This is a genomic window from Streptomyces sp. CY-1, from assembly GCF_047218265.1.
Classification (GTDB): domain Bacteria; phylum Actinomycetota; class Actinomycetes; order Streptomycetales; family Streptomycetaceae; genus Streptomyces; species Streptomyces niphimycinicus.
On sequence record NZ_CP178393.1, the window covers coordinates 9964585 to 9991427 of the forward strand.

At 72.6% G+C, this 26843-nt stretch carries 26 protein-coding genes and 1 riboswitch; of the genes, 14 read left to right on the forward strand and 12 right to left on the reverse strand.

The window, feature by feature from the left end; genetic code table 11:
* Positions 1–39 precede the first annotated feature (39 nt).
* Together ACK1X7_RS42805 and ACK1X7_RS42810 are read left to right on the forward strand one after the other, a co-directional pair.
* Positions 40–891 (forward strand): metallophosphoesterase family protein, encoded by an 852-nt coding sequence (locus tag ACK1X7_RS42805; protein ID WP_059148448.1) that lies wholly within the window; start codon positions 40–42, stop codon positions 889–891.
* A 56-nt stretch (positions 892–947) separates the two neighbouring features.
* Entirely contained in the window at positions 948–2240 is a 1293-nt protein-coding gene (locus tag ACK1X7_RS42810) for a cytochrome P450 (protein ID WP_385144732.1), read from the forward strand.
* On the opposite strand, the gene ACK1X7_RS42815 is transcribed toward ACK1X7_RS42810, so the two are convergent.
* The 4 genes from ACK1X7_RS42815 to ACK1X7_RS42830 form a co-directional block, all read right to left on the reverse strand.
* Positions 2203–2973 (reverse strand): hypothetical protein, encoded by a 771-nt coding sequence (locus ACK1X7_RS42815; RefSeq protein ID WP_385144734.1) that lies wholly within the window; start codon positions 2971–2973, stop codon positions 2203–2205. The two genes, ACK1X7_RS42810 and ACK1X7_RS42815, sit on opposite strands and share 38 nt — an antisense overlap.
* A 33-nt stretch (positions 2974–3006) precedes the next feature.
* Positions 3007–3159: a hypothetical protein gene (locus ACK1X7_RS42820; protein ID WP_385144736.1), complete on the reverse strand. Its 153-nt coding sequence runs from the start codon at positions 3157–3159 to the stop codon at positions 3007–3009.
* Positions 3160–3916: 757 nt separating this feature from the next.
* On the reverse strand, positions 3917–4732 hold the full coding sequence (locus ACK1X7_RS42825; protein WP_385144738.1) for a crotonase/enoyl-CoA hydratase family protein: 816 nt from the start codon (positions 4730–4732) through the stop codon (positions 3917–3919).
* The gene (locus tag ACK1X7_RS42830) at positions 4729–6375 is read right to left on the reverse strand and encodes an acyl-CoA dehydrogenase family protein (RefSeq protein ID WP_385144740.1); all 1647 of its coding nucleotides are present in this window, start codon (positions 6373–6375) and stop codon (positions 4729–4731) included. The genes ACK1X7_RS42825 and ACK1X7_RS42830 overlap by 4 nt, the downstream gene beginning before the upstream one ends.
* 122 nt (positions 6376–6497) lie before the next feature.
* Between ACK1X7_RS42830 and ACK1X7_RS42835 the strand changes: the two genes are divergently transcribed.
* A complete protein-coding gene (locus tag ACK1X7_RS42835) occupies positions 6498–7244 on the forward strand; it encodes a PaaX family transcriptional regulator C-terminal domain-containing protein (RefSeq protein WP_413116541.1) in 747 nt (248 codons plus the stop codon).
* 61 nt (positions 7245–7305) lie between these two features.
* Here ACK1X7_RS42835 and ACK1X7_RS42840 read toward each other — a convergent pair whose 3' ends face one another.
* The 3 genes from ACK1X7_RS42840 to ACK1X7_RS42850 form a co-directional block, all read right to left on the reverse strand.
* On the reverse strand, positions 7306–8310 hold the full coding sequence (locus ACK1X7_RS42840) for a LacI family DNA-binding transcriptional regulator (protein WP_385144744.1): 1005 nt from the start codon (positions 8308–8310) through the stop codon (positions 7306–7308).
* A gap of 58 nt (positions 8311–8368) precedes the next feature.
* Positions 8369–9385: an acyl-CoA dehydrogenase family protein gene (locus ACK1X7_RS42845; RefSeq protein ID WP_385144746.1), complete on the reverse strand. Its 1017-nt coding sequence runs from the start codon at positions 9383–9385 to the stop codon at positions 8369–8371.
* Positions 9386–9461: 76 nt separating this feature from the next.
* A complete protein-coding gene (locus tag ACK1X7_RS42850) occupies positions 9462–10643 on the reverse strand; it encodes an acyl-CoA dehydrogenase family protein (protein ID WP_390794683.1) in 1182 nt (393 codons plus the stop codon).
* Between the two features lie 65 nt (positions 10644–10708).
* Here ACK1X7_RS42850 and ACK1X7_RS42855 point away from each other — a divergent pair, with 65 nt between their 5' ends.
* The 8 genes from ACK1X7_RS42855 to ACK1X7_RS42890 all read left to right on the forward strand — a co-directional run bounded on the left by ACK1X7_RS42855 (position 10709) and on the right by ACK1X7_RS42890 (position 17653).
* Positions 10709–11494 (forward strand): SDR family oxidoreductase, encoded by a 786-nt coding sequence (locus ACK1X7_RS42855; protein ID WP_413116953.1) that lies wholly within the window; start codon positions 10709–10711, stop codon positions 11492–11494.
* A 15-nt stretch (positions 11495–11509) separates the two neighbouring features.
* A complete protein-coding gene (locus ACK1X7_RS42860; protein WP_385144750.1) occupies positions 11510–12181 on the forward strand; it encodes a TetR/AcrR family transcriptional regulator in 672 nt (223 codons plus the stop codon).
* A 35-nt stretch (positions 12182–12216) separates the two neighbouring features.
* A complete protein-coding gene (locus tag ACK1X7_RS42865) occupies positions 12217–13374 on the forward strand; it encodes an acetyl-CoA C-acetyltransferase (RefSeq protein ID WP_382948219.1) in 1158 nt (385 codons plus the stop codon).
* A 269-nt stretch (positions 13375–13643) separates the two neighbouring features.
* On the forward strand, positions 13644–14066 hold the full coding sequence (locus ACK1X7_RS42870; protein ID WP_413116542.1) for a septal ring lytic transglycosylase RlpA family protein: 423 nt from the start codon (positions 13644–13646) through the stop codon (positions 14064–14066).
* 13 nt (positions 14067–14079) lie between these two features.
* Entirely contained in the window at positions 14080–14790 is a 711-nt protein-coding gene (locus ACK1X7_RS42875) for a cell wall protein (RefSeq protein ID WP_385144752.1), read from the forward strand.
* Positions 14787–15674, forward strand: a complete 888-nt coding sequence (locus ACK1X7_RS42880; protein WP_385144754.1) for a MauE/DoxX family redox-associated membrane protein — start codon at positions 14787–14789, stop codon at positions 15672–15674. The genes ACK1X7_RS42875 and ACK1X7_RS42880 overlap by 4 nt, the downstream gene beginning before the upstream one ends.
* Positions 15675–15904: 230 nt before the next feature.
* Positions 15905–16765, forward strand: coding sequence for a ribonuclease BN (locus ACK1X7_RS42885; protein WP_413116543.1), 861 nt, complete (start codon positions 15905–15907; stop codon positions 16763–16765).
* Between the two features lie 144 nt (positions 16766–16909).
* The gene (locus ACK1X7_RS42890; protein ID WP_385144758.1) at positions 16910–17653 is read left to right on the forward strand and encodes a Mut7-C RNAse domain-containing protein; all 744 of its coding nucleotides are present in this window, start codon (positions 16910–16912) and stop codon (positions 17651–17653) included.
* A 41-nt stretch (positions 17654–17694) separates the two neighbouring features.
* Here ACK1X7_RS42890 and ACK1X7_RS42895 read toward each other — a convergent pair whose 3' ends face one another.
* Positions 17695–18540 carry a glutathione S-transferase C-terminal domain-containing protein gene (locus ACK1X7_RS42895; protein WP_385144760.1) on the reverse strand — a complete coding sequence of 282 codons (846 nt, stop codon included), beginning with the start codon at positions 18538–18540 and terminating at the stop codon, positions 17695–17697.
* Between the two features lie 342 nt (positions 18541–18882).
* Positions 18883–19029: riboswitch (SAM riboswitch) on the reverse strand.
* Positions 19030–19115: 86 nt separating this feature from the next.
* Positions 19116–20261, reverse strand: coding sequence for a PP2C family protein-serine/threonine phosphatase (locus tag ACK1X7_RS42900; RefSeq protein WP_390794685.1), 1146 nt, complete (start codon positions 20259–20261; stop codon positions 19116–19118).
* 83 nt (positions 20262–20344) lie between these two features.
* On the opposite strand from ACK1X7_RS42900, the gene ACK1X7_RS42905 reads away from it, so the two are divergent.
* Positions 20345–21133, forward strand: coding sequence for an Fpg/Nei family DNA glycosylase (locus ACK1X7_RS42905; RefSeq protein WP_385144764.1), 789 nt, complete (start codon positions 20345–20347; stop codon positions 21131–21133).
* 50 nt (positions 21134–21183) lie between these two features.
* Here ACK1X7_RS42905 and ACK1X7_RS42910 read toward each other — a convergent pair whose 3' ends face one another.
* Together ACK1X7_RS42910 and ACK1X7_RS42915 are read right to left on the reverse strand one after the other, a co-directional pair.
* The gene (locus ACK1X7_RS42910; RefSeq protein ID WP_385144766.1) at positions 21184–22164 is read right to left on the reverse strand and encodes a CU044_5270 family protein; all 981 of its coding nucleotides are present in this window, start codon (positions 22162–22164) and stop codon (positions 21184–21186) included.
* Complete coding sequence (locus ACK1X7_RS42915; RefSeq protein WP_385144768.1) at positions 22161–22757, reverse strand: RNA polymerase sigma factor; 597 nt, start codon at positions 22755–22757, stop codon at positions 22161–22163. The genes ACK1X7_RS42910 and ACK1X7_RS42915 overlap by 4 nt, the downstream gene beginning before the upstream one ends.
* Positions 22758–22861: 104 nt before the next feature.
* On the opposite strand from ACK1X7_RS42915, the gene ctaD reads away from it, so the two are divergent.
* Together ctaD and ACK1X7_RS42925 are read left to right on the forward strand one after the other, a co-directional pair.
* Positions 22862–24526: a cytochrome c oxidase subunit I gene (ctaD, locus tag ACK1X7_RS42920; RefSeq protein WP_385144770.1), complete on the forward strand. Its 1665-nt coding sequence runs from the start codon at positions 22862–22864 to the stop codon at positions 24524–24526.
* A 2-nt stretch (positions 24527–24528) separates the two neighbouring features.
* Entirely contained in the window at positions 24529–24876 is a 348-nt protein-coding gene (locus ACK1X7_RS42925; protein ID WP_385144788.1) for a hypothetical protein, read from the forward strand.
* On the opposite strand, the gene ACK1X7_RS42930 is transcribed toward ACK1X7_RS42925, so the two are convergent.
* Entirely contained in the window at positions 24863–26770 is a 1908-nt protein-coding gene (locus ACK1X7_RS42930; RefSeq protein WP_385144773.1) for a transglycosylase domain-containing protein, read from the reverse strand. The genes ACK1X7_RS42925 and ACK1X7_RS42930 overlap by 14 nt on opposite strands.
* Positions 26771–26843: the final 73 nt, after the last annotated feature.

Sequence of the window (26843 nt, forward strand, 5' to 3'; positions counted from 1 at the left end):
CGACCGCGTCATGACCGCCACCGTACGACAGGAGAGACAATGGGTGGCACCCACGGGGGCGAACTCCTCGCAATCAGCGACCTGCATGTGGCCTATTCGGAGAACCGGGCGATCGTGGAGCGGCTGCGGCCCGGCTCCGACGACGACTGGCTGATCGTCGCGGGGGACGTCGGCGAGGTCTTCTCCGAGATCGAGGAGGTCCTCGGCCTGCTGAGCGAGCGTTTCGCCAAAGTCATCTGGTCACCGGGAAACCACGAGCTGTGGACCCATCCCAAGGACCCCTTGGAAGTCCGGGGGGTGGCGCGCTACGAGGCGCTGGTGGAGATGTGCCGGGCCAAGGGCATCGTCACTCCCGAGGACCCCTACCCCCTCTGGGAAGGCATCGGTGGACCGCTGGTCATCGCCCCGCTGTTCCTGCTCTACGACTACACCTTCCGGCTCGACGGCATGGCCACCAAGGAGGCCGCGCTGGCCCACGCCCATGAGGTGGGCGTGGTCTGCACCGACGAGCACTTCCTGCACCCCGACCCCTACCCCACCCGCGACGCGTGGTGCCGGGCCCGGGTGGCCGAGACCGAGGCCCGGCTGGCGGCCGTCGACCCCGGGCTGCGGACCGTGCTCATCAACCACTGGCCGATGACCCGGCTGCCCACCAGGGTGCTGCGCTACCCCGACTTCGCGCTGTGGTGCGGCACCGAGCTGACCGCCGACTGGCATGTGCGGTTCCGGGCCGAGACCGTCGTCTACGGCCACCTGCACATCCCCCGGACCACGGTGGAGGACGGGGTGAAGTTCCAGGAGGTCTCGGTCGGCTACCCCCGGGAGTGGAAGGCCCACGGCCGGCTGCCGGAGGACCCGCTGCGCCGGATCCTCCCGGTGCCGGTGCCGTAGGGGCACACGCCGGGCGTCTTGACGGGCCCGGAGGGCGGCGCCGTACGGTCTCGGCTGTGAACCCTGTCGAGGCGTTCCTTCCCGAGACCTACACCGTCGGCGTCCCCTACGCGCTCTTCGCCGAACTGCGCACCACCCGCCCGGTCTGCCGGATCGAGGAGCCCGCGGTCGGGGCCTGGCCGGCCGGCCCCGGCTTCTGGGCGGTGTTCCGGCACGCCGACGTCAAACACGTCCTGCGCACCCCCGAGGTCTTCTCCTCCCACCTCGGGGCCACCCAGATCCGCGACCCCGACACCCCCGCCGATCTGGAGTTCGTGCGGGCGATGATGCTCAACCAGGACCCGCCCGACCACTCCCGCACCCGCCGCATCGTCGCCGCGGCCTTCACCCCGCGCGCCGTACGGGAGCTGGAGGAGACCATCGAGGAGCGCGCGGCGGCGCTCGTGGGCTCCGTGGCCGGGCGCGGCGCGGCCGACTTCGTCGAACTCGCCGCCGATCTGCCGGTCTGGACCCTCGCCCAGGTGATGGGCGTCCCCGAGGGTGACCGGCGACTGCTCTTCGACTGGGCCGACCGGGTCATCGGCTACCAGGACGCCGACTACGCCGGATCGTCCACCGTGGCCCTCGAGGAGCTGAGCCCCATGGGCCGCGCCGCCCTCGCCCGCAGACCGGCCCCGGCGGCGCGACGCCCCGACGGCCGGCCGATGAACCCGCGCTCCCGCGAGGCCCTGGCCGATATGTTCGCCTACGCCCACGCGCTCGCCGAGCGGCCCCGTCCGGGCAGTGTGATGGCGCGGATGCGGGAGGGCGGGCTGAGCCGGGACGAGTTCGAGAACATGTTCTTCCTCTTCGCCGTGGCGGGCAACGAGACGCTGCGCAACGGCATCCCCGGCGGACTGCTCACCCTGCTCGACCACCCCGAGAGCCTGCGGCTGCTGCGCGACCGGCCCGAGCTGACCGGCCCCGCGGTGGAGGAGATGCTGCGCTTCTGGCCGCCCGTCATCGACTTCCGGCGCACCGCCACCCGCGATGTGGAACTGGGCGGCCGGCTCATCCGGCGCGGTGAGAAGGTCGTCGTCTTCCACGCCTCGGCCAACCGTGACGAGACGGTCTTCACCGACCCCGACCGGTTCGACATCACCCGCACCCCCAACGACCATCTGAGCTTCGGCTTCGGACCGCATGTCTGCCTGGGCGCGCATCTGGCCCGCGTCCAGATGCGGGCCATGCTGCGTGCCGCCCTGGACCGGCTGCCGGGGCTGCGTCGGGCGGGTGAGCCGGTGCGGCTGACCTCCAACTTCCAGAACGGGCTCAAGACCCTCCCCGTGCGCTGGGGAACAGATCGGTGAAGGCCGTGGTCGAATCGCCGACCGACCGGCCGAAGGGCGCGTCGAAGTCCCACACCAGGAAGAGCAGGAAGACGATGAGCGCGGTGAACATCACCGCGAGCATCAGCTCCCGGGGCGAGCGGCGGATCTGGAGGGTGAAGACCAGCCCGATCACCAGCGCCGCGCCCAGCACCAGGCCGAACCAGACCAGATGGGGCATCGTGGGCCCCGCGCTCTGCTGCCGGGCGTTCCGCGCGTCGTCCACGGCGGCCACCTGATCCACCATCGGCTGATACGCCTGCGACTGGAGATCGCTGTGCGGTGTCGCGAGGGTGACATCGCGGCGCAGGGTGGTCAGCAGCTCGCCACCGCGGTCGGTGAGTTCGCCCTTGTCGATCATCACCTTCCACTCCTTGTGCACCACATGGTGCACATAGGCGTCCACACCGTCGCGGATGCGGTCGCGCACCGGGCCGGGGTAGACGGCCGACCGCTCGGCCACCTCGTGCAGCGCCTGCGCCTCCGTACGGACCCCGTCCTGCGCGGCGGAACGCGCCTCCCAGACACCGGCGATCGCCAGGCCCAGCACGATCGCGTAGACCACGCCGATCATCATGATCATGTAGTCGAGGACATCGGGAGTCTCGTCCGGATCGTCCTCCTCCCCGAGGCGGCGGGCGTTGAGGACCGCCCCGGTGACCACGACCGCACAGGTCCCGGCCATCACCAGGGCCATGATCAGCCATTCGGGCATGCATAACCTCCCAAGCGGTTCGACAGTGAGCCGTCAGCCGCGCCGCCCGCCGCGCCCGGCAGAGCGCGAACGGGGACGGAGAGCGGCGGCCGCGAGGACCGCGGGCGCGGTGATCAGCAGGGTGAAGGTGACCAGGGAGGTGCCGCTGTCGGGCTTTTGGCGCGTGGGCTTCTGATACGCGTGCACCTCGACGGCACGGGTCCTGGTCGGTGTGGGAACCGGCGTGGGGGGTGCGGCCGGAGGCTTGGTGCGCAGGGGCGGGGACGGCAGCGGAAGCGCGGGCTCGGCTGTGGGCCTCGGCGTGGGAAGCCGCGGAGACGGTGTGGGGGAGGGGGCCCGCGGCGTCCGGGTGGGCGTGGGAGTGGGGCTCGGGGTGGGCGTAGGAGTGGGAGTGGGGGTCGGTGTGGCGGACGGGCTGGGGGTCGGCGTCGGTGTCGGGGTGGGAGTCGGTGTAGGCGTGGGTGTAGGCGTCGGAGTCGGCGTAGGTGTGGGGGTCGGCGTGGGCTTCGGCTTGTGGCACCAGCCGTAGTGGGCGAAGAAGCCGACCGGGCCCGCCGAGGCGGCGACGCAGACGCACAGACCCGGACCGATCCGGATCTTCACCCAGACGTGCGGTCCGTGGTCCTGGCCCCCGGTCCCGGGCCGGGCACCGGCCGTCGGCCGTGGGGAGGCGGACGCGGTCGCCGGGCCGTCACCGTCCTGGTCGGCCAGGGCTGTCGCCCCCGCCGAGGCGAGAACAAGGGCAGTGGTCAGGACCCCCGCACGCCATACGCGCTGCCATCGCTTCACGAGGAGATGTTCCGCCGAACAGGCGCCCGCCAGCCGTGTGAGCACCGGGATTCCCCCGAATAGGGGAATAGACCCGGACATTGGCGCTTCGAGGTTTACCGGAGGACATTCACCTCATGGCGTTCGGCTCGTCCCGCGGCGGTCCCGCCCCTGGTCACCGCTCGCCGAAACTTCCATGCCGACCCGCGCCGGCCGCGAACCGCGCCGCGCCGTCCAGCCCCTCGGCGAGCGTGGCCTGACCGTGGCGCAGCTCCCGCGCCATGGCCTCGTCCTCCGGCAGTCCCTCCTGGTCCAGCAGCGAGGCCCGGTCCGAGCGCAGACACATCTGCGGAAAGCCCGCGAGCTGGGCCGCCAGCCGCTCCGCCTCCGCGCGCGCCCGCCCCGGCGGTACGAGACGGTTGGCGAGCCCGATGGCGTACGCCTCGTCGGCCGGCACCGGCCGCCCCGTCAGCACCAGGTCCATCGCCCGGCTCGCGCCGATCAGCCGTGGCAGCCGTACCGTTCCGCCGTCGATCAGCGGCACGCCCCAGCGGCGGCAGAACACCCCGAAGACCGCGTCCTCCTCGGCGACGCGCAGATCGCACCAGAGCGCCAACTCCAGCCCGCCCGCCACCGCGTGGCCGCTGACCGCCGCGATCACCGGCTTGGACAGCCGCAGCCGGGTGGGTCCCATCGGGCCGTCGCCGTCCTCGGCCACCCGATTGCCGCGCGCTGTGCCGACCGCCTTCAGATCGGCGCCGGAGCAGAAGGTGCCGCCCTCGCCCCACAGCACCGCGACCCGCGCCTCCGGGTCGGCGTCGAAGGCGCGGAAGGCATCGGCCAGAGCCGTGGCGGTCGCGCCGTCGACGGCGTTGCGCACCTCGGGGCGGGCGAGCACGACCGTGGTGACCGGGCCCTCCCGCTCCGTGCGAACCGTAAGGGGCGCACCGGCCGCGTCCACGGCTTTCCCCGCGTCCTCCGTGGGCTTCACCGCGCGTCCTTCGGGCGGGCGCGCTCCAGGATCGGGCCGGTGTCCGTACCGGGCGGCAGGGTGCCGAAGGCATGCCCCCAGTCCCCGTCCAGCCGCGAGGCGCAGAACGCGTCGGCGACCGCCGGATGGCTGTACCGCACCAGCAGGCTGCCCTGAAGCACCAGTGTCATCTGCTCGGCCACCCGCCGCGCCAGCAGTTGCGCCCGCTCGGGGTCGGCGAGCCGCGGCAGCAGCCCGCGCAGCCGGTCCACGGCCGCGTCCAGCCGCGCGTCGGCCCCGGCCGCGGCGTCGACCTCGGCCAGGAACGCCTCCAGCGCACCGGACTCCCGGCTCAGCGCGCGCAGCACATCGAGCGCCGCGACATTCCCCGAGCCCTCCCAGATCGACAGCAGGGGCGCCTCGCGATACAGGCGCGGCATGCCGGACTCCTCCACATAGCCGTTGCCGCCCAGGCACTCCAGGGCCTCGGCGGCATGGGCGGAGCCGCGCTTGCACACCCAGTACTTGCTCACCGCGAGCCCCAGCCTGCGCAGCGCCGCCTCGCCCTCGTCCCCGGCCTCCGCGCGGTCCAGGGCGGTGGCGAGCCGCATCGCGAGCGTCGTGGCCGCCTCCGACTCCACCGCCAGATCGGCGAGCACATTGCGCATCAGCGGCTGGTCGATCAGATCGGCGCCGAACGCCCGGCGGTGCTCGGTGTGGTGCAGCGCCTGCCGCAGCCCGGCCCGCATGCCCGCCGCCGAGCCGATGACACAGTCCAGCCGGGTGACATTGACCATCTCCACGATGGTCCGCACCCCGCGGCCCGGTTCGCCGACCCGCCAGGCCACGGCGGACTCGTACTCGATCTCGGCCGACGCGTTCGAGCGGTTGCCCAGCTTGTTCTTGAGCCGCATCAGCCGCAGCGGATTGCGGCTGCCGTCCGGCAGCACCCGGGGCACCAGGAAGCAGGTGAGCCCCTCCTCCGTCCGGGCCAGCGTCAGGAAGACATCGCTCATCGGCGCGGAGGTGAACCACTTGTGGCCGGTGAGGACGTAGCCACCGGCACCGTCCGGTACGGCTTGGGTGGTGTTGGCGCGGACGTCCGAGCCGCCCTGCTTCTCCGTCATCGACATGCCCGCGATCAGGCCCCGCTTGGTGAGCGGCGGCCGCAGTCCGAAGTCGTAGCCGCGGGCGGCCAGCAGCGGTTCGTAGACGGCGGCGAGCTCCGGCTCGGCGCGCAGCGCCGGTACCGCGGCGTACGTCATGGAGATCGGGCAGCCATGGCCGGGCTCGGCCTGCGCGAAGGCGTAGAACTTGGCCGCGCGCACCAGATGGGCGCCGGGGCGGCTCTCGCTCCACGCCGCCGCGTGCTGGCCGCTCGCCACGGCGACGTCCATGAGCTGGTGGTAGGCGGGGTGGTACTCGACCTCGTCGATGCGATGGCCGTAACGGTCGTGGGTGTGCAGCACCGGAGGGTGCTCCTCGGCCATCCGCGCCCAGTCCTGGACCTCGGCGGAACCGGCCCGCGCGCCCAGCTCCCGCACCTCCGGCTCGCCCCAGCCGCCGCCGTCCCGCCGCAGGGCCTCCAGCAGGGCGGGGTCGTCCGCCGTGCTGAAGCCGACGAGCGGCGGGGCCTGGTTGAGGACCTCATGCGTAGCGCTCATGGCAGACATCTCCTCGTTCGCGACGGTCTCCCGGGGCCGGGCGGCCGGTGGGGCAGGCGGGCGCGTCTTACACTTCCATTATGCGCGATTCAAAAATGTAATGGATAGGGTTTCGCGTAACCATGGACGACACCGGAACGCTCACCCTGCGGCCGCTGACCGCGCGCTCGATCGTGCTCAGCACCCTGCTCGGCCATCACCCGCCCCGGCTGCCCGCCCGCGCGCTGGTGCGCGTCGGCGCGCTCTTCGGCACCGCCGAGGGCACCATCCGGGTCGCGCTGACCCGTATGGTCGCGGCCGGTGACCTGGAGCAGAGCGACGGTGTCTACCGGCTCACCGACCGGCTGCTGGCCCGCCAGGCGCGGCAGGACGACAGCCGCGCCCCCCGCACCCGGCGCTGGGACGGCGGCTGGGAGATCGCGATCGTCACCTCCGACCGCCGCGAGGCGGCCGAGCGCGCCGCCCTCCGCCAGGCCATGGCCGCCCTGCGCCTGGCCGAACTGCGCGAGGGCACCTGGACGCGCCCCGCCAATCTCGTCCACCCGCGCCCGGATGTCGCCGCCGAGCAGTGCGGCTGGTTCACCGGCGCACCGGAGGGCGATCCGGCCGAGCTGGCCGCGCGCCTGTGGGACCTGGACGGCTGGGCCCGCCAGGCCAGGCTGCTCGGGGCGGCGCTGGACGGGGCGGAGGAACCGGCCGAGCGGTTCACCGTCGCGGCCGCGGCCCTCCGGCACCTCCTCGCCGACCCCGTCCTTCCCGCGCGGCTGCTGCCGGAGGACTGGCCCGGTGCCGAGCTACGGCGTCGCTACGACGGGTTCGAACGGGACTTCCGGGCGTGGCTGCCGCGGTACGCGGGTGGCGGCGGCTGAGCGGTGGCGGCGCCTCCGCCGGGGGTGGCACGGGGCGGGGGCACCCCCGTCGCACCCTCGGCTACGCCGACTCGCGGATCACCAACTCGGTGGGCAGCACCAGCGCCGGTTCGATCATCTCCCCGGCCGTCAGCCGCAGCAGTTGGCGGGCCAGCCGGCGGCCGATCCCGCCGATCGGCTGGCGCACGGTGGTCAGCGGGGGTTCGGTGTAGCGCGCGGGCTCGATGTCGTCGAAGCCGACCACCGCCACATCGTCCGGCACCCGCCGCCCGGCCCGGCGCAGCGCCCGCAGCACCCCGATCGCCATCAGGTCGGAGGCCACGAACACCGCGTCCAGCCGGGGCTCCCGGTCCAGCAGCTCCCGTATCGCGACCGCCCCGGACTCCTGGGTGAAGTCCCCGACCGCGACGTACGCCTCCAGTTGCGCCCCGGCCAGCGCCAGCCGGTAGCCCGAGAGCCGGTCGATCCCGGCGACCATGTCCTGGGGGCCCGCGACCGTGGCGATACGGGTGTGTCCGGAGCGGATCAGGTGCTTCACGGCCAGCGTCGCGCCCGCCGCGTTGTCCACCCCGACGTACGGCGGCGAGGCCGGGCTCAGCACCCGCTCGTTGCAGACCACCGGGATGCCCATGCGGGCCAGCGCGGCCGGCAGCGGATCGGAGCCGTGCATCGAGGCGACCATGACCCCGTCGACATGGCGGGCCAGGGCGAAGCGCTCGATGCGGTCACGGCCGGCGGGGGAGCGGGCCATCATCAGCACCAGTTGCTTGTCCGCGGACTCCAGCTCCTGGCTCACCCCGCGCACCACGCCCGGGAAGAACCGGTCGTCGGAGAAGACCCGGCCCGGCTCCTCGGGGAGCACCAGCGCGAAGGAGTCGGTGCGCTGGGTGACCAGGCTGCGGGCCGCCTGGTTGGGGATGTAGCCCAGCTCCTGGATCGCGTCCAGCACCGCCTCCCGGCTCTCCTCGGCGACCTTGGTGGAGCCGTTGACGACACGGGAGACGGTGGCGCGCGAGACACCCGCGCGCCGCGCCACGCTCTCCAGGGTGGGCCGGGGACGGTGCATCCGCGCAATACCTCGCTGTGTGCTCACTGATGGTCGCTACAGCATGGATCAAGACCGGTCAGGGCGCGAGAACGCGGGCCCGGCAGATCGACGGAGAACCCCAGGCGGAGCGCAGGGCGCGGGCCTTGCGGATCCACAGCGAGAGGTCGTACTCATCGGTGTAGCCGAGCGCGCCGTGCACCTGGAGGGCGGTGCGCGCCGCCGTGTACGCGGCCTCCCCGGCGGCCACCTTCGCCGCGGCGACCTCCGCCCGCACCTCGCCCGCGGGCCGCGCCGCGCTCGCCAGCGCCACCGCGGCCCCGTACAGCAGCGGCCGGGCGAACTCCAGGCCGATGAGCGCGTCCGCCAGCCGGTGCTTCACCGCCTGGAACGAGCCGATCGGGCGGCCGAACTGGGTGCGCTGCCCGGCGTACGCCGCGGTGCGCTCGACCAGCGCGAGCCCGGTGCCCAGGGCCAGCGCGGCCGTGGCGAAGGCGGCCCAGTCGGCGGCGCGCGCGGCGGCGGCGGCCACGGCCGGGCCCCGGGCGAGCGGTTCGCCGCCCGGCAGTGGCCGGGACAGCCGCCGGGCCGGGTCGAACGAGGGCTGGACCGGCCCGTGCCCCGGGGCCAGCCACAGCTCCTCGCCCCCGACGGCGAGGACGGCGTCGGCGGCGTCCGCGTCCAGTGCGTACGGCCCGCCGTCGGCCGCCGCCAGCGTCACCAGCGCCCGCCCGTCGGCGATCCGGGGCAGCCAGTACTCGGCCGCCCGAACGGTCCGCGCCGTGCCGCCCTCGGCGAGCGCGGCCAGCAGCACCGCGGCGGCGGCCGTCTCGGCCAGGGGCCCGGGCACGGCGTGCCGCCCCGCCGCGACATACGCCACGCCCAGCTCCACCGGCAGCGGCCCGACCCCCTCGTACGCCTCCGGTACGGCCAGCCCGGTCACCCCGGCCTCGGCGAGCCGCCCCCACACCGCGCGCCCCGGCGCACGCTCCCCGCGCGCCCACGCCCGGACGGCGTGCGGCGTATCGGCCGCGCCGAGCATCCGGTCCACGGTGCGGGCGAAGTCCGTCTGCGCCTGATCGAGCATGAACCTCATCCGGGGATCCCCTCGTCAGCCACTGAGCTCGTCACCGGGTCCGCACCGGCACCGGGTCCGCACCGGCACCGGGGCCTCACCGGCGCCCCTTCGGCAGGCCCAGCAGCCGCTCGGCGATGATGTCGCGCTGGATCTCATTGGTGCCCGCGTAGATCGGGCCCGCGAGGGCGAAGGTGTAGCCGTCGGACCAACCGCCGGGCGCGGCCGGGTCGTCGGCGCCGTCGGCCAGTTCGCCGCAGGGGCCCAGCAGGTCCAGGGCCGTCTCGTGGAGGGCGATGTCCAGCTCCGACCAGAAGACCTTGTTCAGGCTGGACTCGGCGCCGAGCGAACCCCCGGCGGCCAGCCGCGAGGCGCCCGCGTAGGCGAACAGCTCATACGCGCGGGCGCGGATCACGGCGTCGGCGACCCGGTCGCGCAGCGAGGCGGCCGTCTCGTCGTCCGGCGCGTCCGTCCGCTCCCGCCACAGCGCCACCAGCTTCCGGGCCGCCGCGGTGAACCGCCCGGGGCTGCGCAGGGTCAGCCCGCGTTCGTTGCCCGCCGTGCTCATCGCGATGCGCCAGCCCTGCCCCGGCTCGCCGATGACGTCCTCGTCGGGCACGAACACCTCGTCCAGGAAGAGCTCGGCGAAGGCGGGCTTGCCGTCGAGGCGGCCTATGGGGCGCACGGTCACACCGGGCGCGTCCAGGGCGAACATCAGATACGTCAGCCCCCGGTGCGGTGCGTCCGCCGCCGGATCGCTGCGGAACAGGCCGAAGGCCCGGTCGGCGAAGGCCGCCCGGGACGACCAGGTCTTCTGCCCGGTCAGCAGCCAGCCGCCGTCGGTGCGGCGGGCGGTGGAGCGCAGCGAGGCGAGGTCGGAGCCCGACTCCGGTTCGGACCACGCCTGGGCCCAGATCGTCTCGCCGCGCGCCATCGGCGGCAGGATCCGGGCGCGCTGCTCGGCGCTGCCGTGCTCGAAGAGGGTGGGGGCGAGCAGGCTGATCCCGTTCTGGCTCACCCGGCCGGGCGCGCCCGCCGCGTAGTACTCCTCCTCGAACAGCAGCCACTCGACCACCGAGGCGCCCCGGCCGCCGTACTCCTCGGGCCAGGTCACCGCCGACCAGCGGTCCGCCGCGAGGGTGCGCTCCCAGCCGAGGTGCGCCGCGAACCCCTCGGCGGTCTCCAGGGAGGGCAGGGGAGCGGTGGGCGTGTGCGCGGCCAGCCACCGCCGGGCCTCGCCCCGGAACGCCGTCTGCCGCTCGGTGAGATCGAGGTCCACCGGTGCGTCACCTCCCTCGGCCGAGCTTCCCTAACAAGTGTTTGGTAGGTTACCGTGGCGTCGTGATGGACAACAAGGCGCCGTACGTTCCCGGCCACGGCCTCCTCACCGGCCGCACGGCCGTCATCACCGCTGCCGCGGGCGCCGGAATCGGGGGCGCCACGGCCCGGCGGTTCCTGGAGGAGGGCGCGCGGGTCGTCCTCGGCGACGTCCATGGGCGCCGGCTCGAGGAGACGGTGGCCGCGCTCGCCGAGGAGTTCGGCGAGGAGCGGGTCGCCGGATGCCCCAGCGATGTGACCGACGAGGCCCAGATCGCCGCGCTGTACGACCTCGCCGAGGAGCGCCACGGACGGCTGGACGCGGTGGTCAACAACGCCGGGCTCGGCGGCACCGCCCTGCTGACCGAGATGACCGACGAGCAGTGGGACAAGGTCATCGACGTCACCCTGAACGGCACCTTCCGCTGCACCCGCGCCGCGCTGCGCCGGATGAAGGCGGGCGGCCACGGCGGGGTGGTGGTCAACAACGCCTCGGTCGTGGGCTGGCGCGCCCAAGCGGGCCAGGCGCACTACGCGGCGGCCAAGGCGGGCGTCATGGCGCTCACCCGCTGCGCCGCGGTCGAGGCCGCCGCCTACCGGGTGCGGGTCAACGCGGTCTCGCCGAGCCTGGCCATGCATCCGCATCTGGTGAAGGTCACCACCCCCGAGCTGCTGGCCGCGCTCACCGAGCGCGAGGCGTTCGGCCGGTACGCCGAGCCCTGGGAGGTGGCCAACGTCATCGTCTTCCTGGCCAGCGGCTACTCGTCGTACATGACCGGCGAGACGGTATCCGTGAGCAGCCAGCACGCATGAGGCGAGAATGAGAACGTGCCGAATTCCACCAGGACCCGCGCTTCCACCGGAAACAGTGCGAAGAAGAGCGAGAAGAAGACGACCGTGAGCCCGTCCCCCGAGCGACGGCGCGAACTGCTCTCGACCGCGGCGGAGGTCTTCGCCGCCCAGGGGTACAACGCGACCACCGTCCGCCGGATCGCGGACGAGGCGGGGATGCTCGCGGGCAGCCTCTACTACCACTTCGACTCCAAGGAGTCGATGGTCGACGAGATCCTCTCCACCTTCCTGGACGAGCTCTGGGCCGGATACGAGGCGGTGCTCGGCGCCGGACTCGGCCCCCGGGAGACCGTCGAGGCACTCGTCACCGAGTCCTTCCGGGAGATCGACCGGCACCGCGCCGCCGTCGCGATCTACCAGAAGGAGTCCAAGCACCTGTCCGCCCAGCCGCGCTTCGGCTATCTCACCGAGTCGCAGCGCAGGTTCGAGCGGGCGTGGCTGGGCGCGCTGGAGCGCGGAGTGGCCGAGGGGGTCTTCCGTGCCGACCTCGACATCCGGCTGGCGTACCGCTTTCTGCGCGACACCGTATGGGTCGCCGCCTCGTGGTACCGGCCCGGCGGACAGCACAGCCCCGAGGAGATCGCCCGCCAGTACCTGTCGATGGTCCTGGACGGCATCACTCCGCGAGGGCGGCAAGAGCGACCGTAAGACCGTCATGACGTGAGGGAACCCAAGGAGCCGACATGCCCGAGGCATACATCGTCGAAGCGGTAAGGACGCCGGTGGGGCGGCGGAAGGGCGGGCTCGCCGCCGTCCATCCCGCCGACCTCGGCGCGCATGTCCTGCGCGCGCTGATGGAGCGCTCGGGCGCCGATCCGGCCGCCGTCGAGGACGTCGTCTTCGGCTGTCTGGACACCGTGGGTCCGCAGGCCGGGGACATCGCGCGCACCTCCTGGCTGGCCGCCGGGCTCCCGGAGGAGGTCCCGGGCGTGACCGTCGACCGGCAGTGCGGCTCCTCGCAGCAGGCCCTGCACTTCGCCGCCCAGGCGGTGCTCTCCGGCACCCAGGACCTGGTGGTCGCGGGCGGGGTGCAGAACATGTCGATGGTGCCCATCGGCTTCGCCAGCCGCCAGGCGAGCGAACCCCTGGGCCTGACCGAAGGCCCCTTCGCGGGCTCGGAGGGATGGCGGGCGCGCTACGGCGACCGGCCGGTCAGCCAGTTCTACGGAGCCGAGCTGATAGCCGAGAAGTGGGGCATCACCCGCGAGGCCATGGAGGAGTTCGCCCTGGGCTCGCACCGCCGGGCACTGCGCGCGATGGACGAGGGGCGCTTCGACCGCGAGGTCGTCCCGTTCGGGGACGTCCGGATGGACGAGGGGCCGCGCCGGGACACCAGTCTGGAGAAGATGGCCGCCCTCAAGCCGCTCATGGAGGGCGGCCGGCTCACCGCCGCGCTCTCCTCACAGGTCTCCGACGGCGCCTCGGCCCTGCTGGTCGCCTCCGAACAGGCCGTACGGGAGCACGGCTTGACCCCGCGCGCCCGGGTGCACCATCTGTCGGTGCGCGGCGAGGACCCGATCCGGATGCTGTCCGCGCCCATCCCGGCGACCGCGCACGCACTGAAGAAGACCGGACTGACCATCGGCGACATCGACCTGGTCGAGATCAACGAGGCGTTCGCCCCCGTCGTACTGGCCTGGCTGAAGGAGACCGGCGCCGACCCCGAACGGGTCAACGTCAACGGCGGCGCCATCGCCCTGGGCCACCCGCTCGGCGCCACCGGCACCAAGCTGATGACGACCCTCCTCCACGAACTGGAGCGCACCGGCGGCCGGTACGGGCTACAGACGATGTGCGAGGGAGGCGGCCAGGCCAACGTGACGATCGTCGAGCGGCTGTAGCGACCCTGGCCACCGGCTCGGCGGACGGAGTCCGGCGCAGGTACCCGAAGCCCGTAAGGCCCCCGGGGCCGAGCGGTGCGAGGGGGCCGTGGAGGTGGGGTCGATGTGCGAGGGAGGCGGCCAGGCCAACGTGACGATCGTCGAGCGGCTGTAGCGACCCTGGCCGCTGACGAGGACTCCGACCGGACGCCTTCCCGTGGCGGCCGCCCCCGGCCCCACGGATGATGGTGCTGCTCCGAGGGGCGGACCGAAGCCGGGAGGACAGTGGCATGGTGTGCGGATCGACCAAGCTCTGGAACGGCGAGGCCACCTGGTTCTGTTGTGGCAACGCCTGGGGTCCGTGCGCCTCGGCGGGCGGTGGCGCATGTGGCACCTGCCGCTCCAGCGCCCTTCAGGCGGCCTGGCCCAACGCCTCCAAGGCGTGCTGGGACCTCACCCGGCCGGACCTGTGCGGCGAGGACATACCCCGGCGCGGCTGCGGCTCCATGATGAAGGTGCGCCATGACTGCTCGGGCGCGAGCGTCTGTGTCACCGTCAGCGACTGCGGCCCGCGCACCCGCAGCTTCTGCTCCGAGTCCACCTGCTGCGACGGGGTCTGCCGCACCAACCGCGTCATCGACCTCACCCCCGCCGCCTTCTCCGCCATCGGCAGCCTGAGCTCCGGCACCCTGCCGGTCTCCATCTTCGAATGAGGCGGGCCCGGCCATGAGCGCCTACCGAACCGGCGACCCCCTCGACCGCCGTCGCTTCCTCACCGCCGCCGCCCTCCGCGGCGCCACCGTCATCGGCACGGGAGCCTTGAGCGCGGGAGCCCTGAGTACCGGAGCCCTGAGCGCGGGAGCCCTCGGCACCGGAGTCATCGGGGCGACCGCCCTGGGCGCCGTGGACGCCGACGCCGCGTTCGCCGCACCCATCCGCCCCCTGGACCCCGCGGTCGCCGAGAGCGCCTTCGCCGAGGGGCGGATCGCCGCGATCAACCACGATGTCCTGGAGGTCGCGGGCTCCTACGGCGACCACTCCCGGGTGCGGGTCACGAACGCCACCAGCGTCTGGAAGGCCCGGGCCACCACCGCGGCCGACATCGAGACCGGCGACGGGCTCTACGCCCGCGGCCTCCCCCTGCCCGACGGCACCCTCGCCGCCGACGCGGTGTGGGTCAACATCGTCAACCTCCACGCCACCATCCGCGGCATCGAGAAGACCCGGCTGCATCTCGCCCACGGACAGCACGAGATCGTCGGCAACCTCATGGCGCGGACCACCAGCGCCTCGTACGGCGACGCCTCGCCCACCGCCGATCTGTCCCGGCTCACCATCGGACAGAGCGCCCAGGTCCTGGGCGCTTGGCGGCCCTCCGACGGCTCCGTGGACCTCGTGCGGGTCGCGGTCGCGCCCGGTGCCGGGAGGCGACGGTGAGCGCCCTGGTCTGTGCCCTCGCCCCGCTGGTGCTCGCCGGGGTGCTCGGACCGGCCGGTGCGGGCAAGCTGTTCGGCCGGGGCACCGTCCGGCAGGCGCCCCGTACCGCGCTCGCACGGCTGCTGCGCGACGGCGGCCGGGCCGCGCTCGTCCTGCGCGTCCTCGGCGCGGTCGAACTCCTCCTCGCCGCCGCGCTGCCGGCGCCGCCCGCCACCCCGCTCCCGGGAGCGGCGGCCGCCCTCCTCGGCGCGGGCTTCCTCGGCTACCTCGGCTACGCCCGCGCCGCCGCGCCCGGCTCCTCCTGCGGCTGTACGGCACGGCAGCAGGACGCCCCCCTCACGTGGCGCGCCTTCGCCCGCGCCGCCGCGGTCCTGGCGGGCGGGATCGCGGCGGCCCTGGCCCAGCAGCCCTGGTGGACGGTGGCGGCCCGCCGTCCGGCCGCGGCGCTGTGGCTGCTCCTGGCCGCGGCGGCGGCCCTGACGGTCCTCTCCGCCGATCCGGACCGCCACTGGCGGACGCCGCTGCGCCGCCTGCGGCTACGGATCGCCGGACACCCCCTCGCCGCGACCGGAGCCCCGACCGCGGTCCCGACGGCGGTCCCCACGGCGGTCCCGGTCGCCGCGACAGTCGAACTGCTGGAGCGCTCGCGCGCCTGGCAGAGCGCCTCCCGTGTGGTGCGCTCCGCGCTGCTGGACCACTGGGACGACGGCGGCTGGCGCATCCTCCAGTTCGCCGGGGTGCACGGTGGTGGCACCGCCGCGAGGCCCGTTCTGGTGCTCTTCGCGGTGGACGCCGCGGCCAGCCTGGACACGGTGCGCGAGCCCGCCGTCCGGGTCAGCGTCATCGACGCGGACAGCGGGGCCCCGGTCATGGCCACGGCGTGAGAGGCCGGCGCTCGGCGGGTAATCTGGATCGAACGAAAGCTTCCTGGACAAAACGATCGAACCGCGGGGCGTCCAGCGCAGATGGGTTCCGAGGCGTACCAGGCATGGATGGACAGGCCCGACCGACACCCGTACTGACCGACACCCCTGCCGAGGGGGGCCCGTGGCGCCCGGTGCGCGTTCCCGCCCGCCGGGGGCTGAGCCGGTGGCGCCGGTAGGGGAGTGGGTGTATGTCCGAGCATCGGTCCGCGTCCGGCTCCCGGGGGCCCAGATGGTGGCGGCGGCTGGAGGACGCGTTCCACCGGTCCGCGATCGGACGCGGATGGCGGCGGGGCAGTGATTTCGAGCTGCTGCACCGCGCGATGGGCTTCGCCGCCCTGGGCTTTCTCACCCTGGTGCCGCTGCTGATCGTGGTCGCGGCGGCCGATCCGGTGAACCGGCTCGGATTCGCCCAGTGGCTGGCCGAGGGACTCGGGCTCTCCTCGACCTCGCGGGACGAGGTGCAGGAGCTGTTCGCCCCGCCCAAGCAGGCGCTGGAGTCCACCACCGCCTTCGGTCTGGCCACGCTGGCCGTCTTCAGCCTGCGCTTCGGCACGGTGCTCCAGGTCGGCTACGAGAAGGTGTGGGAGCTTCCGGCCGGCCGCTGGCACACCGCCTGGCGCCATCTGGTGTGGTTCGTGGTGCTGATCTGCTATCTGCTGCTCTCCGCCCATCTGGAGCCGGGCATCTCGCGGGTGCTGGTGGGGGTGCTGGGCACGGTGCTGTTCTTCTGGTGGTCGCAGCGGCTGCTGCTGGGCGGGCGGATCAGTTGGGGCGCACTGCTGCCCGGCGCGCTGGCCACCGGCGTCGGGCTGCTGGGGCTGCGGGTCTTCTCCCAACTGGTGTTCTCCCCGCTGATCGCCTCCAACGCCGTCTCCTACGGTCCGGTCGGCACCGTCCTGGTCGTCCAGTCCTGGCTGGTCGGCGTCGGATTCGTGGTCTTCGGCGGTGCGCTGCTGGGCCGGGTGCTGTACGAGGAGTATCTGCGGATGGTGGCATGGCGCCGCAAGCGGCGGCGCGACCGGGCCGAGGCGCCCCCACCGGCGGACTGACACCCCGGCCGACGATCATCCGGGGGTGGCCCGTGACCGGGGTGCGGCGCCTTCCCACCGGTGGGCGCTTCCATGATCATCGAGCCCGGGGCCGGACCCGAAACGCCATCGCCTCGGGCCCGGCCCGCCTGGCATGCTGGCGGTGTGAACGGACCCGAGATCCATCTCAGTCTCGCCCCCGAACTGCGATTCTTCGCCGTCCCGGAGCGGCGCCGCCCGTGGACGGCCGTGGTCACCGATGGCGCCTCCACCCTCGGCCATGTCGTCGAGTCGCTCGGGGTCCCGCTCACCGAGGTCGGCCGGCTGGTGGTGAACGGCGAGGAGACCGCCGTCTCGCATGTGCCGAGCGCGGGGGAGACCGTGGAGGTCCATCCGGTCGTCCGCCCGCAGCGGGTGCCGGGCGCCCCGCTGCGCTTTCTGCTCGATGTGCACCTGGGCACGCTGGCGCGCCGGATGCGGCTGCTGGGCGTGGACGCCGCGTACGAGAGCGAGGACATCGGCGACCCCGAGCTGGCCGCGCGCTCCGCCGCCCAGCGCCGGGTGCTGCTCTCCCGCGACCGGGGGCTGCTGCGCCGCCGTGAGCTGTGGGCCGGGGCGTATGTCTACAGCGACCGGCCCGACGAGCAACTGCGGGACGTCCTCGGCCGGTTCACCCCGGGTCTGGCGCCCTGGACCCGCTGCACCGCCTGCAACGGCCCGCTGGAGGACGCCGACAAGGAGTCGGTCCGGGAGCGGCTCCAGCACGGCACCCGGCGCACCTACGAGGTCTTCGCCCGCTGCACGGTCTGCGAGCGGGTCTACTGGCGCGGCGCCCACCACGCCCGGCTGGAGGCCATCGTGGCCGGGGCGATGGACGAGTTCGGCGACGCCCGGGCCGCCCTGTCCTGAGCCGAGCCGCCCGGCAGAGTGCCTGGTCCTGGGGCGCGGACTCAGGACAGGTCGTCCTGGAGGGCCTCCGGAATCGTGGTGTGGAAGGCCGGATGGGCGTGCAGCCGCCGCACATAGGCGCGCAGCCGCCCATGGCGGGAGACCCGCTGGGCCGCGTCGGCGTCCAGCCGGAGCCGGTGCTCGGTGTCGAGCTGGACGAGGGCCACCCACAGGTCCACATCGGCGGCGGTCAGCTCGCCGCCCAGGGCGTACGGCGCGGTCGCGAGGCTGCGGTCCAGGCGCCCGAGGGCGGTCAGCAGCCGCTCCAGCGCGGCGTCCCGGCACTCCGCCTCGTGCGCCGTCCCGGCCTGCCGCGCCGCGTGGGTGATGTCGTCGTCGAGGAGTTCCCGGAGGGCGTCGATGTCCGCGGCGCGGGGCGCCGGGCGCAGCCGGGGGCGTCCCGGTCCGCCGCCGTCGCTCAGATGGCCGGCGAGGTCGCGCAGGATGTCGGGTGTGTGATTGCTGACGACACGTCCGGTCCAGCCGTCGCACAGCGCGGGCGCGTCCACCGGCCCGCCGTAGCGGTGCCAGGTGGCCTCGTAGGCCCCGCGCAGTGCGGCGAACGCCTCGGGGGTCTCGTCCGGGTGCCCGACGAGGGTGGTGGCGACGGTGTCCCGCAGCCCGAGCAGATCGAGGGTGATGGAGACGCGCAGCGAGAGCGGACAGCTCGCGGAGAGATAGAGCCGATAGCGATGCGGCACCGGATAGAAGCCACCGGCGAGGTCGACGCCGATGCGGCTGCGGAAGCGGTGCGGCGGCGCGGGCGGGACGATCCGGGGGCCGGGCGAGCAGGGGTCGGGGTCGAGAAGAGCGGCAGGACCTGAACTGACCGGAAACGTCTCGGACATGGCTCTCCAAGGCAAGGACGGAGCCCCGGCCCGCCGGTCTGGGCGGCGCCGATGGCGCTACGGAAGGGAAGCCCGCGCGGGGCGTTCGCCGGGAGGCTGCCGGGACGCACCCGGCCCCGGCGCGCTGGGCCGCGCTCGGTGACCGCGTCGATTCAGCCGGCTGGACTGGAGGCGCTGCAAATGCGCAGCAGATCGATGTGCAGACGCCTGGTCAGGAGGTGACGACGGCGGAGCGGGGACCGGAGCGGGGACCACCGCCGGGGACGCCGACGGGCGCATTCCCCGTCGCTGTCGGTCCTGGGCATCTCACCGATCCCATCATCGGGGGCTCGCGAGGCAGCGAGACCGCGCTTGTCCCGTCCGCACCGACGGAACCTGGTCGTCACCCGGGGGCACCCCGTCGCGGGAGAAGGGTTGCCTGTCAGCGAGCCGGGGCCGATGACCCATCCGAGCGGGGATTCCGCACGGTGGGCGCTGACCATCGTGACCGTCCCTGACAGTGTCGTCGCGCTCCGCGAGGGCGTCAACCCATGCCGGGACGGCCAACGCGGGCCGACGGCACGGTGGATGCCCGCTCAGCGGAACGGCCGCCGAGCGCCGCCGATGGCCCGCTCGATGAGGACCATGGCCGCGTCGTCCGCCAGCCGTCCCTCGGCATGCCGGACCAGCGCGTGGCGCAGCCGGTCCAGGTACTCGCCCGGGGTGGCACCGTCCAGCGTCTCCATGGTCCGGTGCAGCGGAAAGAACTCGTTGTAGTGGTTGCGGGCCTCGACCACGCCGTCGGTGTGCAGCAACAGCCGGTCACCGGGCAGGAACGGAAAGGTCTCGACGCGGATCGGGGGAGGGCTCAGGAACTCCTCCAGGCCGAGTGGCGGCAGCGGACGCGCCGGGTCCAGGGAGCGCACCTTGCGCTCGCGCATCACCAGGGGCGGCGGATGGCCGCGGTTGATCAGCTCGACCAGCGACTCGTCCGACACCTGGGCGAGGAGCACGGTGACGAACTGCTCCTCCAGCTCCTGCGGGTCCTGGAGCTGGGAGCGGTCCAGCAGCTCGTACTCGCGGGCCAGCGCGGCCGCACAGCGGTGCATCACCTCGGCCAGGTCCTGCTCGTAGTGCACCGCCTCCCGGAAGGCGCCCACCACCGCCGCGGCGGACCGCACCGCGGCCAGCCCCTTTCCCCGCACATCGCCGACGATCAGCCGCACTCCGTAGCGGGTGCACATCGCCTCGTAGAGGTCCCCGCCGATCTGCGCTCCGCGCTCGGCCGCCATATAGACGCTGGCGGTGTTCACGACACCGATCCGGGCGGGCAGCGGCCGCAGCACCACGTTCTGGGACACCTCGGCGATCCGGCGGATATGGGCCAGCTCGCTGTCCCGGCGCACCCGCACCGCGCTGGTCGCCACGCTCGCGAGCGCCACCACCACCAGGGCCAGCAGATTCGCGTACACCGTCTCGCTGCCCCAGACGCTGTTGTGGGTGGCGGTGATCGCACTCACCGCCAGGGCCAGCAGCGCCACCCCGCCGGTGCCGACCGGGCCCATGGTCACCGCCGCCAGCGCCGGCGCCGGGGAGAGCAGGGGGCCGGTGTAGAGGGTGTGCGCGGGGGAGAGCTCAATGCTGAGCACCGCCGCCAGGTCCAGGAACGGCAGACACCGTGTGACCGCGAACAGCGTATGGCTGCGACCGCTCGCCCCCGGGGCGAAGCGCATGAATCGCATAACTTGGACCTTATCCGATGAAAGCCGCCAAAGGGGTGGTTCTCCGTAACGCGCGACGGAGGCCCCGGGCGTAGCCTGACGCTATGCCCGAGCTACCGGATGTCGAGGGGTTCCGGCGAACGCTCGCCTCCTGCGCCCAGGGCCACCGCGTCGAGCGGGCGGAGGTGGCGGACGCGGGAGTGCTGCACGGGGTGACCGCACAGCGGCTGAAGCGCGACCTCAAGGGCCGCCGCTTCGCCGCACCCCGCCGCCACGGCAAGTGGCTGATCGCCCCCACCGACGGGCCCACGGTCGTGGTGCACTTCGGCATGACCGGGCGGCTGGTCTGCGGGGCGGACTCCGAACCGGCCGGCCGGTTCGAGCGCGTCGCCTTCGACCTCGACGACGGCCACCGCCTCGGCTACGAGGACCAGCGCAAACTCCAGGGCATCTGGCTCGCCGCCACCGACGCCGACGTCGACCGGATCCTCGGCGACCAGGGCCCGGACGCGCTCTCCCTGAGCCGGGCAGAGCTCGACCGGCTGCTGGCGGGGCGGCGCGGCCGCGTCAAGGCCACCCTGACCGACCAGACCGTGATCGCCGGGCTCGGCAACCTGCTCGGCGACGAGATCCTGTGGCGGGCCCGGATCCATCCGCGGCGTCCGGCGAACGCGCTGACCGACGACGAGCACGAACGGCTCCACACCGCGATACGCGAGGTGCTGCGCGCCTCGGTGCGGGCGGAGCGGGTGCCGGACGACCCGGACTGGCTCACCGGACAGCGCGACGACCCGGATCCGCACTGCCCCCGCTGCGGCCATCCGCTGCGCCGCGGCCGGATCGCCGGGCGGACCAGCCTGTGGTGCCCCCACTGCCAGCCGGACGGCGACTGACACCCGCCCGGGGCGACCCGCGGCCGCTCGGCGCCCTCGCAGCCGATCGATCAGGACACCCACGCCTTGTACGACATCACGTCGCCCGCCTTCAGCTTGTACTCCGGATCGTCCCGGGTGATGGTCTCCTCGACGTCCAGCACGCTGCCGTCGTCCGGATCGAGGACGATCAGATACCGCGTCCCGGAGGGAGCGGGGGTGAACCGGAACGCCTGCCCCTCCCGGCCGAGCCGGTCGGTGACCTTGCCCGCCGGGCGCAGCCCCTCGATCCGGGACAGCAGGGTGACGATGTCCGCCCGCTGGCGCGGGCCGGGAGTCCACACCGCGAGGAACGACTCGATGGCCGAGATCAGGTCCGCCGGGTCGTCGTCCGCGCCCGGGGACCAGACGGCGAGATAGGCGCGCAGCGCCGAGGCCCCGGCCGGAGGATCCTCGAAGTAGCTCTCGTCGGCGCCGTTGATACCGGCCGGATACTTCTTCTCGCTCAGCACCTTCCCGTCGTGGACCGCACGGGGCGGCGTACCGTCGGCGATCACCAAGTGGTCCGGGTGGCGCGGATCGGTGGCCACCTCCAGCGAGAAACCGCTGCCGTCCGCGTTCCACCGGGTCAGCGACTCCCGGGGCAGCGTCACCGGATCCTCGCCCGACGTCATGCTCAGCGCCCAGCTCTGGAAATGGCTGCCCCGCTCGCTCTTCCCCGGGGACTCCTCGGCCGCCGTCCGCGCCCGCCGGACGATCTCCGCGAGCGATACGTCCGCCCGGGAGGCATGCGCCACCAGCGGCACTGGTCTGGACGCGGCCACCGCGGAGGAAGGGGTGCCCGAGACGGTCAGTGCGAGGGCGAGGACCGTCGCGGCCGCCGCGGCCTCCAGGCTCCAGATCACGCGTCGGACGGTACGGCGCCCCCGGTCCTGGGACGGCAGCCGCCGCAGCAGCAGCTCGGCGCGCGCGTTCAGCGGCCGGTCCCGCCAGGGGCCGGTGTCGGCGGACACGGGGTCGGCCTCGCGGAGCAGATCCAGTTCGTCGGTCATGCGTGTCCATCCTTGTGGGCCTTGCCGGCCCTGTCAGCGCTATGGGCCTTGTCGCCCTTGCCGCTCGTGCCCCCCACGGAGACCCGGTCGTCCCGGCGCAGGGTCTCTATCTGCTCCCGCAGCCGCCGCCGCGCCCGGTGCAGCCGCATCGCCGCGGCGGACCGGCCGCATCCCAGCACGGTGCCGAGCTCCTCGACGGTCAGCTCCTCCCATGTCGTCAGCCGCAGCACCTCCTGGTCGGCCTCGGCGAGCCGGGACAGCGCCTCCAGCACCCAGGAGCCCGGCCGCTCCGCGTCCGGGCTCGCCACGGTGCGCCCATCGCGGGTCACCTCGTGATGGCCCAGCTTGGCCAGCAGTCTGCGGTAACGGCCCTTGCCGCGCACGGCGTTGGCCAGACAGTGCCGGGCCACTCCGTACAGCCACGGCAGGGGTGACCCGGGCAGTTCGACCCGGCGCCGCCAGGCCACCGAGAACACCTCGGCGACCACCTCCTCGACCTCCCATGCCTGGCCGTCCAGCCGCCGTGCCACAAATCGGCTGACCGCCCAGTAATGCTCACGGTAGGCGTCGTCGAAGGCGTCGTCGGTGCTCATGATCCGAAGGTGTCCGGCATGCCTTGGATCATCACACCCCGGAGCGGGAAATCTTGACCGGCCGTCGGAGTGACGGTCCACGGGGTGCCGGACACCTTCGGATCATGAGGAACAACACCGTTGTCGCGGCGGCGCCGGCCGCCCCGCCGTCGCGCCGCCCCGGGCCGGGGGCCACGGCCGTGAACTGGCTGACCACCACCGATCACAAGACGATCGGCACGCTCTACCTGATCACCTCGTTCGCCTTCTTCTGCATCGGCGGGGTGATGGCGCTGCTGATGCGCGCCGAGCTGGCCCGTCCGGGCACGCAGATCATGTCGAACGAGCAGTTCAACCAGGCGTTCACCATGCATGGCACGATCATGCTGCTGATGTTCGCCACCCCGCTGTTCGCGGGCTTCGCCAACTGGATCATGCCGCTTCAGATCGGTGCGCCCGATGTGGCGTTCCCGCGGCTGAACATGCTGGCGTACTGGCTGTACCTCTTCGGCTCGCTGATCGCGGTGGGCGGGTTTCTGACCCCGCAGGGCGCGGCCGACTTCGGCTGGTTCGCCTACGCCCCGCTGTCGGACGCGGTCCGCTCACCCGGTGTGGGCGCGGACATGTGGATCATGGGTCTTGCGCTCTCCGGCTTCGGCACCATCCTCGGCTCGGTCAACTTCATCACCACGATCATCTGTATGCGCGCCCCGGGCATGACGATGTTCCGGATGCCCATCTTCACCTGGAATGTGCTGCTGACCGGTGTACTGGTGCTGCTGGCCTTTCCGGTGCTCGCGGCGGCGCTGTTCGCCCTGGAGGCGGACCGTAAATTCGGGGCGCATGTCTTCGACGCGACCAATGGCGGGGCGCTGCTCTGGCAGCATCTCTTCTGGTTCTTCGGCCATCCGGAGGTCTACATCATCGCGCTGCCGTTCTTCGGCATCATCTCCGAGGTCATTCCGGTGTTCTCCCGGAAGCCGATGTTCGGCTATCTCTCGCTCATCGCGGCGACGATTTCCATCGCGGGCCTCTCGGTCACCGTCTGGGCGCATCACATGTATGTCACCGGCGGCGTACTGCTGCCGTTCTTCTCCTTCATGACGTTCCTGATCGCAGTGCCCACCGGCATCAAGTTCTTCAACTGGATCGGCACGATGTGGAGGGGTTCGCTGAGCTTCGAGACCCCGATGCTCTGGGCGACCGGATTTCTCATCACCTTCGTCTTCGGCGGTCTGACCGGCGTGCTCCTGGCCTCGCCGCCGATTGACTTCCATGTCTCGGAAACCTACTTCGTGGTCGCCCACTTCCACTACGTCATCTTCGGCACCGTGGTCTTCGCGATGTTCGCCGGATTCCACTTCTGGTGGCCCAAGTTCACCGGCAAGATGCTCGACGAACGGCTGGGAAAGATCACCTTCTGGACCCTCTTCCTCGGCTTCCACGGCACGTTCCTGGTGCAGCACTGGCTGGGCGCCGAGGGAATGCAGCGCAGAGTTCCCGACTATCTGGCGGCCGACGGCGTCACCACGCTGAACACCATCTCGACCATCAGCTCCTTCGTCCTCGGCCTGTCGTTCCTGCCGTTCCTCTACAACGTCTGGAAGACTGCCAAGTACGGTGAGAAGGTCGTCACCGACGACCCCTGGGGATATGGCCGTTCCCTGGAATGGGCGACTTCCTGCCCGCCGCCGCGCCATAACTTCGTCAGCCTGCCGAAGATCCGTTCCGAATCCCCCGCGTTCGATCTGCACCATCCCGATGTCGGCCAGAAGGAGAGTGTGGCGTGAGTATGGCCAGAGCCGCCGAGCCCCCCGGTATCGCCGCCGGAATCAATCAGATCGAGGGCTATCTGCTGCTCCAGACGGAGCGGGACGCGGCCCGGGAGCGGGCCCGCCGACTCAGCGCCCGGCTCGACTGGCTGACCTCCGCCCAGCGGGCGGAGGTCGAGCGGCTCTACCTCCAGGACCAGCTCGCCGTCACCGAGCAGACCCTGCGCAAGGTGGTGCGGCGCTGTGACGAGCTGCGGGCGGAGTACCAGGAGGTCTACCGCACGCTGCGCCGCCGGCTCCTCCTGGTCTGCCTCCTCGGGGCCGCGGCCCTCGCCGGCGGCTGCGCCGCCGCCCTCACCGTCCGGTAGGCCCGATCTGGGCCGGGTTCGGAATCGCCCCGCCCTCGGAGCCGGAGCCGAACCAGGCCGGGGGCACATTGTGCAGCGCCTGCTCGGTGTAGTCGCTCCACATGTCGGCGACCCGCTGCGCACTGGGGTTCCTGAGCGGGATCTGCTTGCGCTTCTCGGCGTCCTCGCCGAACAGGGCGACCGCGGTGACCAGGTCCGGGGTGTAACCGACGTACCAGGCCGCCCTCTTGTCGTCGGAGACCCCGCCCTGGCCCGCCGAGGGCCGCCTGACGGTGCGTACCGCGTCCTTACTGCCGTCCATGATGAGATTCCGGGCGACCAGTTCGGCCGCCGCGGGGGCGATCGCCTGATCGCCCACGGCCTTCGGCAGCCCGGCCGTCTCGTCGCCGCGCCGTGCGGACTTCACGATGCCCGGGGCGATCCGCTTGCCCTGGTGGGCGAACGAGGCGTAGACACCGGCCATCTTCAGCGGGCTCGAGCCCATCAGCCCCAGCTCGACCGACTGCCTGGTGCCGAAGCCGCCGTCGGTGTCCATGCCGAGGGCCCGGGCGGTGCGCTTGACCTCCGGCAGTCCGCCGGCGTCGGGCCCGTTGCGTACCTTGGCGTCCATGGCGGCGGCGTCGGTGACCGGCTGGAAGGCGGCGCCCACCTGATAGTCGCCGCGGGTCGCGTTGGACAGATAGTGCCGGGTGTAGTCCCGGCCGCCGTAGAGCGCGAGGATCCGCCCGTTCTTCGGGTCCAGCGAGACCGCGCCGCCCTGGGTGGCGGCGGCGTCCGCACGGGTCTGCTTCTTCCCGGCGGAACCGCCCGCCCGGGGCTTCCCCTTGGCGGTGCCGTCGAGGCCCTGGCGCATCGTCTTCTCCAGCGCACGCTGTTTGTCCGGATCGACGTTGAGGGTGATGGTCCAGCCGCCCGCCGCGAGTTCCTGTTCGCTGACGCCCGAGGCGATCAGCTCATTGCGGGCCGCGTCCACGAGATAGCCGGCCTGGCCGTCGAGACCGGGGGCGGGCTTGGGGTCGACCGGCACGGGGAAGCGCATGTGCTTGCGCTGCGCGGGGTCCAGCCAGTGCATGTCGACCATGTTGTCCAGCACATAGTTCCAGCGCCGGGTGACCAGACGCTTCGCCTTGGGGCTCGCGACGGCCCAGTCGTACTGACTGGGGGCCTGCACCAGCGCCGCCAGATACGCGCCCTGCTCGACCGTGAGGTCGTCGACGTCCTTGTCGTAGTACGCGCGGGCGGCGGCCTGGACGCCGTAGGCCACGCGGCCGAAGTAGCTGGTGTTCAGATATCCCGCGAGGATGTCCTCCTTGGAGTTGCGCTGGTCGACCTTGAGGGAGATCACCAGCTCCTTGATCTTGCGGCTGGCGGTCTGTTCCTGGCTCAGGTAGTAGTTCTTGACGTACTGCTGGGTGATGGTCGAGCCGCCCTGGGTGCCCTTGCCGGCCACGGTGTTGACCAGACCCCGCAGAATGCCCATCGGGTCCACGCCCCGGTCCTTGTAGAAGGACTTGTTCTCCGCCGCGACGAACGCGTGCTGCACGCCCGTGGGTATCCGGTCGAGGGTGACCATCTCGCGGTTGATCTCGCCGGTGCGGGCGAGGATCGTGCCGTCGCTGTACTTGTAGACGTTGCTCTGCGCCTTGGCCTGGGCGTTGGCCCTGGGAATGTCGATCGAGTAGTAGAGCACGGTGAACGCCCCGATCAGCAGGGCACACAGGCAGGCCACATAGGCGATCAGCTTCCGCCAGGTGAAGAACCGCCGGATGCCGGTCCGCTTCGGCCTTCCGTGTCTCTTCGCACCGCGCCGTCGGCCCGGGGGTCTGGTGTCCCGCGGCGCCTGCTCCGAGTCCGGGGTGAACCGTTCGCGTAGTGCCGTGAGGGGACCTGCCATGCCGATTGCTCCTCCATCGATCCCGGCCGCGAGGATTCGCGGGGGTCGGCGCCATCCTCCTCACCGAAGATCT

Coding starts and splice junctions, on each gene's coding strand:
- ACK1X7_RS42805 (WP_059148448.1), top strand. CDS start 40: ATGGGTGGCACCCACGGGGGCGAACTCCTCGCAATCAGCGACCTGCAT.
- ACK1X7_RS42815 (WP_385144734.1), bottom strand. CDS start 2,973: ATGCCCGAATGGCTGATCATGGCCCTGGTGATGGCCGGGACCTGTGCG.
- ACK1X7_RS42830 (WP_385144740.1), bottom strand. CDS start 6,375: ATGAGCGCTACGCATGAGGTCCTCAACCAGGCCCCGCCGCTCGTCGGC.
- ACK1X7_RS42835 (WP_413116541.1), top strand. CDS start 6,498: ATGGACGACACCGGAACGCTCACCCTGCGGCCGCTGACCGCGCGCTCG.
- ACK1X7_RS42840 (WP_385144744.1), bottom strand. CDS start 8,310: ATGCACCGTCCCCGGCCCACCCTGGAGAGCGTGGCGCGGCGCGCGGGT.
- ACK1X7_RS42845 (WP_385144746.1), bottom strand. CDS start 9,385: ATGAGGTTCATGCTCGATCAGGCGCAGACGGACTTCGCCCGCACCGTG.
- ACK1X7_RS42855 (WP_413116953.1), top strand. CDS start 10,709: ATGGACAACAAGGCGCCGTACGTTCCCGGCCACGGCCTCCTCACCGGC.
- ACK1X7_RS42865 (WP_382948219.1), top strand. CDS start 12,217: ATGCCCGAGGCATACATCGTCGAAGCGGTAAGGACGCCGGTGGGGCGG.
- ACK1X7_RS42870 (WP_413116542.1), top strand. CDS start 13,644: ATGGTGTGCGGATCGACCAAGCTCTGGAACGGCGAGGCCACCTGGTTC.
- ACK1X7_RS42875 (WP_385144752.1), top strand. CDS start 14,080: ATGAGCGCCTACCGAACCGGCGACCCCCTCGACCGCCGTCGCTTCCTC.
- ACK1X7_RS42885 (WP_413116543.1), top strand. CDS start 15,905: ATGTCCGAGCATCGGTCCGCGTCCGGCTCCCGGGGGCCCAGATGGTGG.
- ACK1X7_RS42895 (WP_385144760.1), bottom strand. CDS start 18,540: ATGTCCGAGACGTTTCCGGTCAGTTCAGGTCCTGCCGCTCTTCTCGAC.
- ACK1X7_RS42900 (WP_390794685.1), bottom strand. CDS start 20,261: ATGCGATTCATGCGCTTCGCCCCGGGGGCGAGCGGTCGCAGCCATACG.
- ACK1X7_RS42905 (WP_385144764.1), top strand. CDS start 20,345: ATGCCCGAGCTACCGGATGTCGAGGGGTTCCGGCGAACGCTCGCCTCC.
- ACK1X7_RS42910 (WP_385144766.1), bottom strand. CDS start 22,164: ATGACCGACGAACTGGATCTGCTCCGCGAGGCCGACCCCGTGTCCGCC.
- ACK1X7_RS42915 (WP_385144768.1), bottom strand. CDS start 22,757: ATGAGCACCGACGACGCCTTCGACGACGCCTACCGTGAGCATTACTGG.
- ctaD (WP_385144770.1), top strand. CDS start 22,862: ATGAGGAACAACACCGTTGTCGCGGCGGCGCCGGCCGCCCCGCCGTCG.
- ACK1X7_RS42925 (WP_385144788.1), top strand. CDS start 24,529: ATGGCCAGAGCCGCCGAGCCCCCCGGTATCGCCGCCGGAATCAATCAG.
- ACK1X7_RS42930 (WP_385144773.1), bottom strand. CDS start 26,770: ATGGCAGGTCCCCTCACGGCACTACGCGAACGGTTCACCCCGGACTCG.